This window comes from Arthrobacter ruber (assembly GCF_002954225.1).
Lineage (GTDB): Bacteria > Actinomycetota > Actinomycetes > Actinomycetales > Micrococcaceae > Arthrobacter_D > Arthrobacter_D ruber.
Window position 1 is genome coordinate 170,432 of record NZ_PPTH01000018.1, and the last position, 12,690, is coordinate 183,121.

Genomic DNA, 12,690 nt, shown 5'->3' on the forward strand with positions numbered 1-12,690 from the left:
CGCAACCGCGCGAACGCCGCCACGGACGTCGCTCCCCGTTCCTAGACTCGATGGGGAACCGAGTCCAGACACGCGGAAAGGCGGACACCATGGCAGACGGCACCACGGAATCGGCGAACGGACGGCACGGGGTGCTGTTCGATGTGGACGGCACGCTCGTCGACTCCAACTACCAGCACACCCTCGCGTGGTGGCAGGCGTTCCGCCGGTTCGGCCACGACGTGCCCGCGGCGGAGATCCACCGCGCCATCGGCATGGGCGGGGACAAGCTCGTGGAGCACCTGCTCGGGGACGACCGCGACGCCGACCAGGACGACGAGCTCGACGCCACGCACGGCGCCATCTTCTCGAGCTACTGGCCGGGCCTCCGCGCGTTCGCCGGCGCTGCCGACCTCGTGCGCCGGTGCGCCGACGACGGCCTGACGGTGGTCCTCGCATCCTCCGCCTCGGAACAGGAGCTCGGCGTCCTGCGGGGGATCATCGACGCGGACGCGTCCATCAGCGCCGCCACCAGCTCCTCCGACGCCGAGAACAGCAAGCCCTCCCCCGACATCCTCCAGGCCGCGCTCGACGCCGGCGGGCTGGAGGCGGAGAACGCCGTCTTCATCGGCGACTCGGTGTGGGACGTCCTCGCGGCCTCCGAGCTGAAGATCCCGACGATCGGACTCGCCTCGGGCGGCACCAGTGAGGCCGAGCTGCGTGACGCCGGGGCGGTGGAGGTCTACAAGGACATCCGGGCCCTGCTCGACGCGTTCGACGACGGCGCGCTGCATGCGCTCGCCTCGTCGTCGTCCTCCGCCGACCATCCCTGAGCGGGAGGACGGCCGCTAGTCCTCGCTGCTGAGGAGCCGCCGCCGGGCGCTGAGCAGTTCGATCTCCGGCCGCGCGGCGACGTACCGCTCCGCGCGGTCGAGCACGTCCACGACATGCCGCCGGTCACCACCTACCAGGCCCGCGCCGACGACGGCGCGCCGGTGGAGGTCCTGGTGGCCCACCTCGGCGACGGACAGCTCGAACTTGCGGTGCAGGTCCGACACCAGCGGACGCACCACCGACCGCTTGCCCTTCAGCGAATGCACGTCGCCGAGCAGGACGTCGAACTCGATGAACCCGATCCACATGGCGTTCTCCTCATCTCGGGCGCCCGCCCGGCCTGCGGGCGGGTCAGGCCGAGTCGCGCCAGACGACCGCGGTCTCGAGCACCTGCACCGGGCTCGGCAGGCCCCTGATCTGGGCCAGGACCAGTTCGGCGGCGGTGCTGCCGAGCAGGTCCGCGGGCTGCCTGACGGTGGACAGCTGGGGCCTGGTTCGCAGGGCCCAGCTGCTGTCGTCGAACCCGACGATCCCGACGTCGTCGGGCACCTTCCTCCCCGACTCCTGGAGCGCGGTCATGGCACCGGCGGCGACGGCGTCGGATGCGGCGAACACGCCGTCGATCTCCGGGCAGCGCCGCAGCAGTTCCTGCATGCCCTCGAGCCCGGCCGCATAGGTGTAGAGCGGGTACTCGACCACCAGCGAGGCGTCGAAGCGCGGGCCCATGGCGTCGCGGAAACCCGAGAAGCGGTCATGACCGGAGTCGCGGTCCATGGCACTGGCGATCATGCCGATCCGCCGGCGGCCCGTGTCCACGAGGCGGCGGGTGATCGCGCGGGCCGCGGCCACGTTGTCGATCGCCACGTAGGGCAGGTCCGGCGTCCCGGGCGGATGCCCGACGAAGGCCGCGGGCACCCCGATGTCGCGCACGGCGGAGGCGATCGGGTCCGACGCGCGGGCCGAGACGATCACCGCTCCGTCCACGAGCCCGCCCCGGAGGTAGTCCGCCACCCTGCGGCTGTCCCGGTCCGAGTCGATGATGAGGGAGACCAGCTGGTAGTCGGCCTTCGACAGGACGGCGTTGGCACCGAGGAGGATCGACCCGATGTTCGGGTCCTCGAACAGGAGCGAGTGCGGCTCGTGGATGATCAGGGCGATCGCCCTGGATTCCTGCGTGACGAGGTTCCGTGCGGCCGAGTTGCGTACGTAGCCGACGCGGGCGATGGCCTCCTCGACGGCGGTGCGCGCCTCGTCCGAGACGTAGCGTTCGCCGTTGACGACCCGCGACACAGTACCCCGCGAGAGCCCGGCCGCGGTGGCGACGTCGTTGATGGTCGCCCGGCGGTTCCGGGTACGCGTCGGGGGCATACGTGTACTGTAGCCGAGCCGCCCCGCACCATCCGCGCCGGGGAGGAGTAGAGTGGGGGCAGTTGTCTAGAAGAAGGCGGCTGCCTTCGGTTCTTCTCATCGCTGCCCCGCCCCTCGCGCCGGGTACGCGACAGCAGAGCACCATCCCCGGAAGGGGCGTGCACCATGAACGGCCAGGAAGCCTCTCCCCCGCAGCCGCTCGCAGGCGGTCCAGCGACCCACCCGATGTGTCCGAGCCCCGGCGTACGCCCGCTCGTCTGACGATCCGTCCCCCCGCGGCGCCTTCGCGCGCTGACGCGGTGGATGCCCACCAGCGCATCCTCACCGCACCGACCGCCCCGAGCGAGTCGATCCCGCCGGCCCCATCCCTCACCGGCCCCGCTTACGAGCACCTGCAAAGGATCATCACCATGACGCAGCACACCGAAGACTTCCTCCGCGAATGCATCACCGTCACCGACGACGGTTCTCTCGCCACCGTCGACGAGGTCGAGGGTCTCTACCTGTACTGGTGCTCCCTGCGCACCGGGGCCGGAACGGACACCGGATCGCTCCTCGAGACGCTCGTCGCCCACGGGGTGGAGCCCGTGCAGCAGGACGGGGTGGACTACCTCGAAGGAGTGATCCTGGCGGGTCCCGTGGTGGCAGACTTCATCTCGTCCTGCGATTTCGCCGGGGCCTGGGGCCACCCCGACCCCCGCATCTCGGAGCTCCTCCGGGACGTCGCCACGGCGTCGTAGGACCTGGAGGAGCAGGACATGGTGAGGAGAGCCGCGGATGCCGCCGGGACCCCGGCCCTTGCCGCGCTCTCGGCTGCCGGTATCGCCTACACCGCCCGCCCCTACGAGCACCGGCCGGGCGCCCCGTCCTACGGGCTGGAGGCCGCGGCAGCCCTTGACGTCCCGCCCGCGCAGGTCTTCAAGACGCTCATGGCGAGCGTCGACGGCACCCTCGTGGCCGCCGTCGTGCCCGTCACCGGTTCCCTGGACCTCAAGGCCCTCGCCTCCGCCCTCGGCGGGCGGAAGGCGGCGATGGCCGACCCCGCTCTCGCACAGCGCCGGACGGGGTACGTCCTCGGCGGGATCTCCCCGCTGGGGCAGCGCCGACCGTCACCCGTGGTCATCGACGCGACCGCGCTCCACCACCCGACCGTCTTCGTGTCCGGAGGCCGGCGCGGGCTGGACATCGAGGTGGCGCCGGCCGACCTCGTCCGCGTGACGGACGCGATGACGGCACCGATCGCGGGACCCTGACTCCGGGCGTCGTCGCTCGACCCGGCGGGTGTCCTATGCGCTGATCGGCACCGCGCCGCCGGAGACCGTCAGGCCACCGGTCGGCGCGATACCCACCGTGATGAGCGAGGGACGTCCGACATCGGCCCCCTGATGCACGGTGAGCATGGCGGGCGGCGCCACCTCGCCCCGCGCCCGGAGGTACGCGCCGAGCGACGCCGCTGCCGACCCCGTCGCCGGATCCTCCCGCACCCCGCCCGGCGGGAACGGATTCCGCGCCTCGAAGACGAGCGGCCCCAGCCGGTGCACGACGGCGATCGTGGCCCCCCACCCCTGTGCGGCCATCAGCGTCTTCAACCCGTCGTAGTCGTAGTCGAGCCCCCGGAGGACCGCCGCGGTCCGCACGGGCACGATCGGATGGATGTTCCCGGCGAAGGACAGCATCACCGGCAGGTCGGCCGCGAGGTCCTCCTCGGTGAGCCGGAGGTGCCGCAGGAGCTCGATCCGGACCTCGACGCCGATCTCCCCGACCCACGGCTCGACGGTCACGAGGGACGCGACGATGCGGTCGCCCACTGTCTCGGTGCTGAGGTCGACCGGACCCACGGGCGTGGACAGGACCAGCGCTCCCGGCCCCTCGCGTCCGGCGAGCGCGACGCCGGTGGCGATCGTCGCATGACCGCAGAACGGGATCTCCGCCTCCGGTGCGAAGTAGCGCACAGTCGCCGCTCCCGGCGACCGATGCGACACGAAGGCGCTCTCCGCGTAGCCGAGGTCGGCGGCGACGGCCTGCATCTGCGCGGGGGTGAGGGCATCGGCGTCGAGCACCACGCCCGCGGGATTGCCGCCGTCGGGCCGGTCCGTGAACGCCGCGTAGCGGAGGATCTCCATGGTGCGATGCTATCGGCCCGCAGGGATCAGGATCAGGCGTCGATCGCCGTCGGGTCGCCCGCCCGCGTGTTGGTCCGCCGGTTGATGAGCCAGGTGACGACCCAGAGGACGACGCCGATCGCCATGAGTCCACCGGCGATCTGGTACTGCACCGCCGGGCGGCCGACCCAGGGACCGGCGAGGAACGCGCACAGGAGCGCGGCCACGATGGGCAGCGGGCCGGGAGAGGTGAAGAACACCTTGCGATTGACGTCCCGCTTGCGCCGCAGCACCACGCAGGCGACGTTCACCACGGTGAACACGCACAGGAGCAGGAACGCCGTGGTGCCCGAGAGGTTGGCGACGATGTTGCTCTCGGGGTCGCTGGTCACGTAGAGGATGAGGCCGAGTGCCAGGAGCGTGGAGAAGGCGATACCGGCCCAGGGGGTGCAGCGGACGGGGAGCACCTTCGCGAGCGGGCGGGGCAGGACGTCCTGCCGGGCCATCCCGTAGATCAGGCGGCTGGCCATCAGCATGTTGATCAGTGCCGTGTTCGCCACGGCGAAGACGGCGAGGAACGGGAAGATCCTGTCGATCGGGAAGTCGGGCGAGCCCTTGTGGACCACCTCGAGCAGGGCCGCGCCCTCGGCCTCGCGGATGCCCTCGAGCTCGGTGGGGCTGAGCACCGTGACCACCGAGACGGCCACCAGCATGTAGACGACGACGGCGATCCCCAGGCCGGTCAGCATGGTACGCGGGAAGATGCGCTCGGGGTTCTGGGTCTCCTCCACCATGTTCACGGAGTCCTCGAAGCCCACCATGGCGAAGAACGCGATGGAGGTCGCCGCGGTCACCGCGAGGAAGAGACCCTTGTCCTGGTAGTCGTTGAACACGAAGATCTCGCCCACGTTGCCGTTGCCCTGCGCCATCACGAAGAACCCGACACCGATCACGATGCACAGCGCGACCACCTCGACGAGCGTCAGCACCACGTTGAACTTCACGCTCTCGCCCACACCGCGCAGGTTGATCACGGCCAGCAGGAGCATGAACCCGAGGGCCACGGCCGTGATGACGCCCTGACCGGGCACGGCCATCCAGCCGTTGACCTCGAGCCCCCCGAAGAAATTCTGCGCCAGCACGTTCGCCGACGTCGCGGCGCTCGTGATGCCCGAACAGACGACGGCGAAGGCCACCAGGAACGTGACGAAGTGGATGCCGAACGCCTTGTGCGTGTACAGGGCGGCTCCGGCCGCCTGCGGATACTGCGTCACGAGTTCGAGGTAGGAGAACGCGGTCATCGTCGCCACGATGAAGGCCAGGAGGAACGGCAGCCAGACCAGCCCGCCCACGGTCCCGGCCATCGTCCCGGTCACGGCGTAGACGCCGGCGCCGAGGATGTCCCCCACGATGAACAGCAGGAGCAGCTTCGGCCCGAGGACCCGCTTGAGTTCCGGTTCTCCGGTGGTGGTCGGTGCATCGGACGCATGTTCGGCAGAAGTACTCATGGTCGGCCTCCCCTGGGGTTTTCCCCCTTACTGTTGCCCTGTTGGGCCCGCTTAGCAAGGGGTGGACAGGAAGAGGTCGGGCACCGATGATTCTTCAGGCGGGCCTGCGTCCAACAGGTACAAGGTTCGGCAGCAGCTGCCGGAACACCACCCAGGAACAGGAGAACGGCCATGGCCACGAACGTCTTCATCAACCTCCCCGTCAGCGACCTCGCACGGTCCAAGGCCTTCTACACCAGCTTCGGCTGGACGCTGAACCCGGACTTCTCCAATGACGACGCCGGTGCGGTCGCCATCAGCGACACCATCTTCCTGATGATCCTGACCCACCAGCACTGGGCGCAGTTCACGGACAAGCCCGTCGCCGACGCCCACGCCACCTCCGCCGTCATCAATGCCATCAGCGTGGACGCGCCCGAGGACGTCGATGCTCTCGTGGGCCGGGCCGTCGCGGCCGGTGCCGTCGAAGGCAGGTCGCAGGAACTCGGCTTCATGCGCTCGCGCTCCTTCGCCGACCCCGACGGACACACCTGGGAAGTGATGTGGATGGACCCCATCGCCCAGACCGGCGACTGGGAAGCCGTCGGCGCCAAGTACGGCGACCAGCAGCCGGCCTGACGCATGCCCGGGACCACCACCGGCACCGATGCCCTGTGGGAGCTGGCCCACGCCGAACGGGCCTCCCTCGCCCGGGACCTCGCCGCCCTCCGACCCGAGCAGTGGCGGGCACCCACGCTGTGCGGCGAGTGGGACGTCGAGGACGTCACCGCACACCTCTCGGCCGCAGCATCGGTGGGCCGGGGGCGGTGGATCAGGAGCATGCTGCTGGCCGGCTTCCGCCCGGGGGTACACAACCGGCGACGCCTGGCCGAACACCGGGGCGCCTCACCCGCCGGCACGCTCGAGCGGTTCCGGGAGGTGATGGACCTGTCGATCGCGCCGTCGTCGGACATCCCCGCCTACCTCGGTGAGGTGGTGGTGCATGCCCAGGACATCCGGTGGCCGCTCGGTATCCCGACCCGGCCCGGCATCGAGGCGCTGCTCCCCGTGGCGGAGTTCTTCGTGGCCAGGAACTTCACCGTCCCGAGTCGCCGGAACGCCGCGGGCCTCCGGCTCGTCGCGACGGACGCTTCCTTCACCGCGGGCGAGGGTCCGGAGGTGAAGGGCACGCTGCTCGCACTCGTGATGTGCCTTGCCGGCCGGGCCGCCTACCTCGACGAACTCGACGGCCCGGGCATGCCCCTGCTGCGCGCGCGGATCGCGACGGAGGGCTAGCCGCGCGGTCGGACGGCGCCGTCGAGCGTGCGGAGCAGCAGTTCCAGGGCGTCGTGGCGTGAGCTTCCGTGTTCCTGCATCCAGGCCCACCCCGAGTAGAGCGAGCACCACAGGACGTTCACCAGCCACAGGGCGGGCTGGCCCGGGTCGAGGCTGCCGTCGTCGTGCCCCCGCTCGCAGACCCGCACGGACAGCCCGGCCTCGTCGTCGGACAGTGCGCCGTCGAGCTCCACGACGCCGTTGAACACGAGCGCCAGGACGTCGCCGAGGTCGAAGTACTCCCGGCACAGTCGCAGAAGTGCCTCCCGCCCGGTGCCGTCGAGGAGCCGGGCGCAGGCATGGGCCGCGGCGACGGCCCGACCGCATTCCTCCGTGACCCCGGCCACCAGGTCCGAGCGTTCGGCGAAGTACCGGTGCAGGGTGGTGCGGCCCACGCCCGCCGCGTCCGCCACGTCCGCCAGGCTCGCCGACGGGTCCGAGGCGAGCGTCGTCACCGCCGCGGCGACAATCGCCTGACGGGTGCGGGAGCGTACTCCGGTTGCTGGTGCGGTCACGCGAGCGACACTACTCCATCCTGATTCGAGTAGTCGCCGACTTTGCAGAATATTGACCAGCCTGGTACACCGATGTTCCATTGTGGAGCATGAGGCTCCGAATACTGCTCACCCTGCTGTATCCGCACCGCGTCACGTTGCTCGTCGGCCTCCTGCTGGGCCTGCTCGCCAGCGCTGCGGGTCTCGCTACTCCCCTGGTCACGAAGTGGGTGCTCGATTCACTGGCTACGGCCGACACGGCCGACACCCTGGTGGGCCCGGTGGTGTGGCTGCTCGCACTCGTGATCGCCGGGGCGGTGGTCTCGTTCGCCCAGTGGATCCTGTTCGGGAGGCTGGGCGAACAGGTGGTGCTCGCCGCCCGCCGGATGCTGGTCGGCACGGTGCTGCGGGCGCGGGTGGGGTCGGTGGCGCGAACGCCGTCCGGCGAGGTGGTCACGCGGGTCACCAGCGACACCGGCCTTCTGCACCAGGCCTCGGCCAGCCTCGTGGGACTCGTCAACGCCGTCGTGATGCTCGTCGGGACGCTCGTGCTCATGCTCGTGCTGGACCCGCCTCTCCTCGGCATCACGGTGGTGGCCGTCGGCGTGATCACGGCCCTCATGGTCCTGCTGCTGCCGCGCATCGCCGTCGCCGAGGCGAGAGCCCAGGAGGCCGTGGGAAATATCGGGTCCACGCTGGAGGGCGCCGTCCGTGCCATCCGCACGGTCAAGGCGAGCCGGGCGGAGACCAGGATCCTCGACAGCATCGGCTCCCACATCGACACCGCCGCCCGCTTCGGGGTGCGGTCAGCGGTGACACAGGCGTGGGTCTGGACGATCGCGTGGACGGGACTGCAACTCGCGATCATCGTCATCCTCGGCGTCGGTGCATGGCGGGTGGCGCAGGGCGACATGCCCGTCTCGACACTGATCGCATTCCTGCTGTACGCGTTCGGGCTGATGGGACCGCTCACGGAGCTGACCCAGAACCTCACGGCTCTGCAGTCCGGTATCGCGGCCGCCGAGCGGATCGGTCAGATGGACAGGTTCGAGCCGGAGCCGACCACCGTTCCCGACGGACCGATGGCACCGGCGGATGCGGGCACCCCCTGCATCCTCGAGTTCGACGACGTCAGCGCGCGGTACGGCCCGGACGCCGGCGAGGCTGTCGCAGGCATCACCCTCGGGATCCCGAGGCGGGGTCACCTCGCCATCGTCGGCCCGTCCGGCGCCGGCAAGACCACCCTGCTCTCCCTGCTGCTGCGTTTCCTCGAACCCTCGGCGGGCGGGATGGTCCTCGACGGGAGGCCGTACGCACAGTGGACGCCGCAGCAGGTGCGGGCGCGGCTCGCCTACGTGGAGCAGGAGACGCCCCTCGTGCCCGGCACGGTGCGCGAGAACATCACCTTCACACACCCGGACGCCTCGGACGAGGAGGTCGCGGCTGCGCTGGCGGCCGTCCGCCTCACCGACGTCGTCGCCGCCCTGCCCCATGGGCTCGACACCTCGCTCCAGGCAGGCGAGCTGTCGGGCGGCCAGCGTCAGCGGGTCGCCGTCGCACGCGCGGTCCTGCGCACACCCGACGTCCTGATACTCGACGAGGCGACCGCACAGGTGGACGGCGTGACCGAGCAGGCGCTGCAGCGGTGCATCACCGACGTCGCCTCCCGCGCCGCGGTCGTCACCGTGGCACACCGCCTCTCCACGGTCCTCGACGCCGACAGGATCGTGGTCATGGACGGCGGGCGGATCCGGGACATCGGGACCCACGAGGCGCTGCTCGGTCGGGACGCACTGTACCGCGAACTCGTCGTCGCGCTCCGGATACACGACGACGCCTCGGACCATCCCGGACAGTCCGCCGACGGTGTCCGACGGTCTGCCGGCGGGACCGGCGCCTGAGTCCACCGCCTCCGGCGCGCCGAATCAGCCTGGCCGCTTCCGGTCGCCGTTGACACCGAATGTGGCCGGCATTACTCTGGGAGCGTTCACACATTCTCGATGGAGAGTACGCCGCCCGGTTCTGGGAACGTTCACAGAACTGCGCCGCGGTCCTTCTCCGGCATCGCCCGAGACCAGGTACCGCAGCATGAGGAGCAGGTTTGGCACCCACAACCACCGTCGCAGGACTGTCCGGCAACGGAGAGCTCGTCTACGGGTGTGACTACAACCCCGAGCAGTGGGACGCCGCCGTCTGGCGTGAGGACGTCCGTCTCATGAAGGAAGCCGGCGTCAACCTCGTGGCCGTCAACATCTTCGGGTGGGCGGAACTCGAGCCGGAGGAGGGAGTGTTCCGGTTCGAGGACCTCGACGCCGTCATGGACCTCCTCGCCGAACATGGCATCGGCGTGAACCTCGGCACCGGCACCTCGTCCACCCCCGCCTGGCTCACCACGGCCCACCCCGAGATGCTCCCCCGCACCGCCGACGGCACCACCCGCTGGCCCGGCGGCCGCCAGGCGTTCTGCCCCAGCTCCCCCGTCTACCGGCGGCACGCCCTGGCCCTGGTGGAGCAGGTCTCCGCCCGCTACGGCAGCCACCCGGCCCTGCGCCTGTGGCACGTCTCCAACGAGCTCGGCTGCCACAACTCCCTGTGCTACTGCGACGTCTCGGCCGAGGCCTTCCGGGGCTGGCTCCGGACCCGCTACGAGACCCTCGACGCACTCAATGCCGCCTGGGGCACCGCCTTCTGGAGCCAGCGGTACTCCGCGTGGGAGCAGGTGCTGCCCCCGCGGCTCACCCTCTCGGCCCTGAACCCCACACAGACGCTCGACTTCCACCGCTTCAGCTCCGACGAGCTGCTCGCGCACTACTCGGCCGAGGAGTCGGTCCTGCGTCACAACAGCGCCGTCCCGGTGACCACCAACTTCATGGTCGCCGCGCACATCCGCGACCAGGACTACTGGTCCTGGGCGCCGGAGATGGACGTCATCGCGAACGACCACTACCTCGACCACCGTCTCGGCGCGCCGGACGCGGAACTCGCGTTCGCCGCCGACACCACCCGCGGGCTCGCTCAGGGACTGCCCTGGCTGCTCATGGAACACTCCACGGGTGCCGTGAACTGGCAGCCCCGCAACATCGCCAAGGGTCCCGGGGAGATGCTCCGCAACTCCCTGACCCACCTCGCGCGGGGTGCGGACGGCCTGTGCTTCTTCCAGTGGCGCGCGTCGCTGCAAGGGAGCGAGAAGTTCCACTCCGCGATGCTCCCCCACGCCGGCACCGATTCGCAGATCTGGCGCGACGTCGTCGAACTCGGCGCCGCGCTCGGAAGACTCCGAGAGGTCGCGGGCACCACGGTGCACGCCGACATCGCGCTCGTCTTCAGCTGGGAGGCATGGTGGGCGCACGACCAGGAGTCGCACCCGTCGGGCGACGTGCGCTACATCGAGCAGGTCCACGCCGCGTACAAGGCCCTGTGGGACGCCGGCGTCACGGTGGACATCGTGGCTCCCGGCGCGGATCTCTCCGCCTACAAGCTCGTGGTGGTGCCGAACCTCTACCTCGTGCGCGACGAGCACGCCGCGGTCATCAGCGACTTCGTGACGAACGGCGGCTCCGCGTTCATCACGTTCTTCAGCGGCATCGTCGACGAGAACGAGAGGGTCCGGCCCGGCGGTTACCCGGGAGCCTTCCGTGACCTCCTCGGCATCCGTTCCGAGGAGTTCTTCCCCCTCGATCCCGCGCACCCCCTGACCCTCGACAACGGCTCACCCGCCACGCTCTGGTCCGAGTCCCTGCGCCTCACCTCGGCCGAGGCCGTCCTCAGCTACGCGACCGGCCACCACACCGGGACACCGGCCGTGACCCGCAACCGCGTCGGAGCGGGCGAGGCGTGGTACGCCGGGACCGTGCTCGACGGCGGCGTACTCAGGGACCTGCTGCTCCGGGCGGCGGTCACCGCAGGCGTGGAGGTGCCCGAAGCGCAGTCCGGCCTCGAGGTCGTGGCGCGCCGCGGCGACGGGCGCGAGTACGTCTTCCTCATCAACCACACCACCGAGGACCGCAAGCACCGGGTCAGCGGTCTGGAACTGCTGACCGCCGAGGCCGTGGCCGACGTCGTCGTGGTTCCCGCAGGCGCCGTCCGCGTCGTGCGCACCACCCCAGCAACCACCGACACCGACGGCTCGACCCAGGGCCGAAAGGATGCAGGCCATGTCAGTTCTTAGCACTCCGGCCGAGGCCCCCAAGGCCGCCCCGGTCTCGAGGAGGACCCGCTCGTCGGGAGCGCAGCGCCGCGCCGTGGCGCTGTTCATCGCGCCGTTCGCGATCCTCTTCCTCGCCTTCTACGCGATCCCGATCGTCTACGCCGTCGTGCAGTCGCTGCTCACCGTGGAGCGCGAGGGCACCTTCGGCAGGCCCCGCCAGGTCTTCGGGGGCTTCGTCCAGTACGAGCAGGTCTTCCAGAACACCGCGTTCTGGGAATCGGTGGGGCGCGTGCTGCTCTTCGGCGTGGTGCAGGTGCCGATCATGCTCGGCCTCGCCCTCCTGTTCGCGCTGCTGCTCGACTCGCCGCTGCTGAAGGGCAAGAAGTTCTTCCGGCTCGCGTTCTTCGCCCCCTACGCCGTCCCCGGCGTCATCGCGGCCATCATGTGGGGTTTCCTGTACTCGCCGTCGCTCTCGCCGTTCGGCGCAGTCACCTCGAACGTCGACCTGCTGGGCGGCAACCTCGTGCTCTGGGCGATCGCAAACATCGTCACCTGGGTCTACGTGGGCTACAACATGCTCATCATCTACTCGTCGCTGCTCGCGATCCCCACGGAGATCTACGAAGCGGCACGGCTCGACGGCGCCAGCAACATCCAGATCGCCTGGCGCATCAAGATCCCCCTGGTGATCCCGGCCATCATCCTGACGGCGGTGTTCTCGATCATCGGCACGCTCCAGCTCCTGGCCGAGCCCCAGACGCTCCGCAGCTTCAGCTCGGCGATCAACAGCACGTTCACCCCGAACCTCGCGGTCTACACGACGGCGTCGGTGCCGAACTACAACCTCGCCGCGGCGTTCTCGGTGGTCCTCGCACTCGCCACCTTCATCCTCTCCTTCGTCTTCCTGAAGTCCACCCAGCGGAAGGTAACCCAGTGACGGCAGC

Annotated in this window: 13 protein-coding genes; 8 read left to right on the forward strand and 5 right to left on the reverse strand. The window is 70.1% G+C overall.

Translation table 11 applies throughout. From position 1 onward, the window contains the following. The first annotated feature begins 89 nt into the window (after positions 1 to 89). Positions 90 to 812, forward strand: coding sequence for an HAD family hydrolase (locus CI785_RS14625; RefSeq protein ID WP_105032830.1), 723 nt, complete (start codon positions 90 to 92; stop codon positions 810 to 812). A 15-nt stretch (positions 813 to 827) separates the two neighbouring features. On the opposite strand, the gene CI785_RS14630 is transcribed toward CI785_RS14625, so the two are convergent. Then, positions 828 to 1,121 (reverse strand): DUF503 domain-containing protein, encoded by a 294-nt coding sequence (locus CI785_RS14630; protein ID WP_105032831.1) that lies wholly within the window; start codon positions 1,119 to 1,121, stop codon positions 828 to 830. Between the two features lie 43 nt (positions 1,122 to 1,164). Beyond that, entirely contained in the window at positions 1,165 to 2,181 is a 1,017-nt protein-coding gene (locus CI785_RS14635; RefSeq protein WP_105032832.1) for a LacI family DNA-binding transcriptional regulator, read from the reverse strand. A 410-nt stretch (positions 2,182 to 2,591) separates the two neighbouring features. On the opposite strand from CI785_RS14635, the gene CI785_RS14640 reads away from it, so the two are divergent. Then, positions 2,592 to 2,921, forward strand: coding sequence for a hypothetical protein (locus CI785_RS14640; protein ID WP_157940285.1), 330 nt, complete (start codon positions 2,592 to 2,594; stop codon positions 2,919 to 2,921). 18 nt (positions 2,922 to 2,939) lie between these two features. Beyond that, positions 2,940 to 3,434 (forward strand): Cys-tRNA(Pro) deacylase, encoded by a 495-nt coding sequence (gene ybaK / locus CI785_RS14645; RefSeq protein ID WP_105032834.1) that lies wholly within the window; start codon positions 2,940 to 2,942, stop codon positions 3,432 to 3,434. Positions 3,435 to 3,467: 33 nt separating this feature from the next. Here the strand turns inward: ybaK and CI785_RS14650 are convergent, their stop codons facing one another. Further along, positions 3,468 to 4,304 carry a PhzF family phenazine biosynthesis protein gene (locus CI785_RS14650; protein ID WP_105032835.1) on the reverse strand — a complete coding sequence of 279 codons (837 nt, stop codon included), beginning with the start codon at positions 4,302 to 4,304 and terminating at the stop codon, positions 3,468 to 3,470. Positions 4,305 to 4,336: 32 nt separating this feature from the next. Beyond that, a complete protein-coding gene (locus CI785_RS14655) occupies positions 4,337 to 5,791 on the reverse strand; it encodes an APC family permease (protein ID WP_105032836.1) in 1,455 nt (484 codons plus the stop codon). Between the two features lie 171 nt (positions 5,792 to 5,962). Here CI785_RS14655 and CI785_RS14660 point away from each other — a divergent pair, with 171 nt between their 5' ends. Then, complete coding sequence (locus CI785_RS14660; RefSeq protein WP_105032837.1) at positions 5,963 to 6,409, forward strand: VOC family protein; 447 nt, start codon at positions 5,963 to 5,965, stop codon at positions 6,407 to 6,409. A gap of 3 nt (positions 6,410 to 6,412) precedes the next feature. Further along, on the forward strand, positions 6,413 to 7,066 hold the full coding sequence (locus tag CI785_RS14665) for a maleylpyruvate isomerase family mycothiol-dependent enzyme (protein WP_105032838.1): 654 nt from the start codon (positions 6,413 to 6,415) through the stop codon (positions 7,064 to 7,066). Here CI785_RS14665 and CI785_RS14670 read toward each other — a convergent pair. Then, entirely contained in the window at positions 7,063 to 7,620 is a 558-nt protein-coding gene (locus tag CI785_RS14670) for a TetR/AcrR family transcriptional regulator (RefSeq protein ID WP_205753644.1), read from the reverse strand. The genes CI785_RS14665 and CI785_RS14670 overlap by 4 nt on opposite strands. An 89-nt stretch (positions 7,621 to 7,709) precedes the next feature. On the opposite strand from CI785_RS14670, the gene CI785_RS14675 reads away from it, so the two are divergent. From CI785_RS14675 to CI785_RS14685, 3 genes are all read left to right on the forward strand, one after another. After that, a complete protein-coding gene (locus CI785_RS14675; protein ID WP_170068245.1) occupies positions 7,710 to 9,500 on the forward strand; it encodes an ABC transporter ATP-binding protein in 1,791 nt (596 codons plus the stop codon). Between the two features lie 200 nt (positions 9,501 to 9,700). Continuing rightward, a complete protein-coding gene (locus CI785_RS14680; RefSeq protein ID WP_105032840.1) occupies positions 9,701 to 11,767 on the forward strand; it encodes a beta-galactosidase in 2,067 nt (688 codons plus the stop codon). Next, a complete protein-coding gene (locus CI785_RS14685; RefSeq protein ID WP_105032841.1) occupies positions 11,745 to 12,683 on the forward strand; it encodes a carbohydrate ABC transporter permease in 939 nt (312 codons plus the stop codon). Before CI785_RS14680 ends, CI785_RS14685 begins: the two co-directional genes overlap by 23 nt. Positions 12,684 to 12,690 lie beyond the last annotated feature (7 nt).

What these genes read in the sequence shown, in the direction of transcription:
- CI785_RS14625 (WP_105032830.1), top strand. Translation starts at nt 90, where the DNA reads ATGGCAGACGGCACCACGGAATCGGCGAACGGACGGCACGGGGTGCTG.
- CI785_RS14630 (WP_105032831.1), bottom strand. Translation starts at nt 1,121, where the DNA reads ATGTGGATCGGGTTCATCGAGTTCGACGTCCTGCTCGGCGACGTGCAT.
- CI785_RS14635 (WP_105032832.1), bottom strand. Translation starts at nt 2,181, where the DNA reads ATGCCCCCGACGCGTACCCGGAACCGCCGGGCGACCATCAACGACGTC.
- CI785_RS14640 (WP_157940285.1), top strand. Translation starts at nt 2,592, where the DNA reads ATGACGCAGCACACCGAAGACTTCCTCCGCGAATGCATCACCGTCACC.
- ybaK (WP_105032834.1), top strand. Translation starts at nt 2,940, where the DNA reads ATGGTGAGGAGAGCCGCGGATGCCGCCGGGACCCCGGCCCTTGCCGCG.
- CI785_RS14650 (WP_105032835.1), bottom strand. Translation starts at nt 4,304, where the DNA reads ATGGAGATCCTCCGCTACGCGGCGTTCACGGACCGGCCCGACGGCGGC.
- CI785_RS14655 (WP_105032836.1), bottom strand. Translation starts at nt 5,791, where the DNA reads ATGAGTACTTCTGCCGAACATGCGTCCGATGCACCGACCACCACCGGA.
- CI785_RS14660 (WP_105032837.1), top strand. Translation starts at nt 5,963, where the DNA reads ATGGCCACGAACGTCTTCATCAACCTCCCCGTCAGCGACCTCGCACGG.
- CI785_RS14665 (WP_105032838.1), top strand. Translation starts at nt 6,413, where the DNA reads ATGCCCGGGACCACCACCGGCACCGATGCCCTGTGGGAGCTGGCCCAC.
- CI785_RS14675 (WP_170068245.1), top strand. Translation starts at nt 7,710, where the DNA reads ATGAGGCTCCGAATACTGCTCACCCTGCTGTATCCGCACCGCGTCACG.
- CI785_RS14685 (WP_105032841.1), top strand. Translation starts at nt 11,745, where the DNA reads ATGCAGGCCATGTCAGTTCTTAGCACTCCGGCCGAGGCCCCCAAGGCC.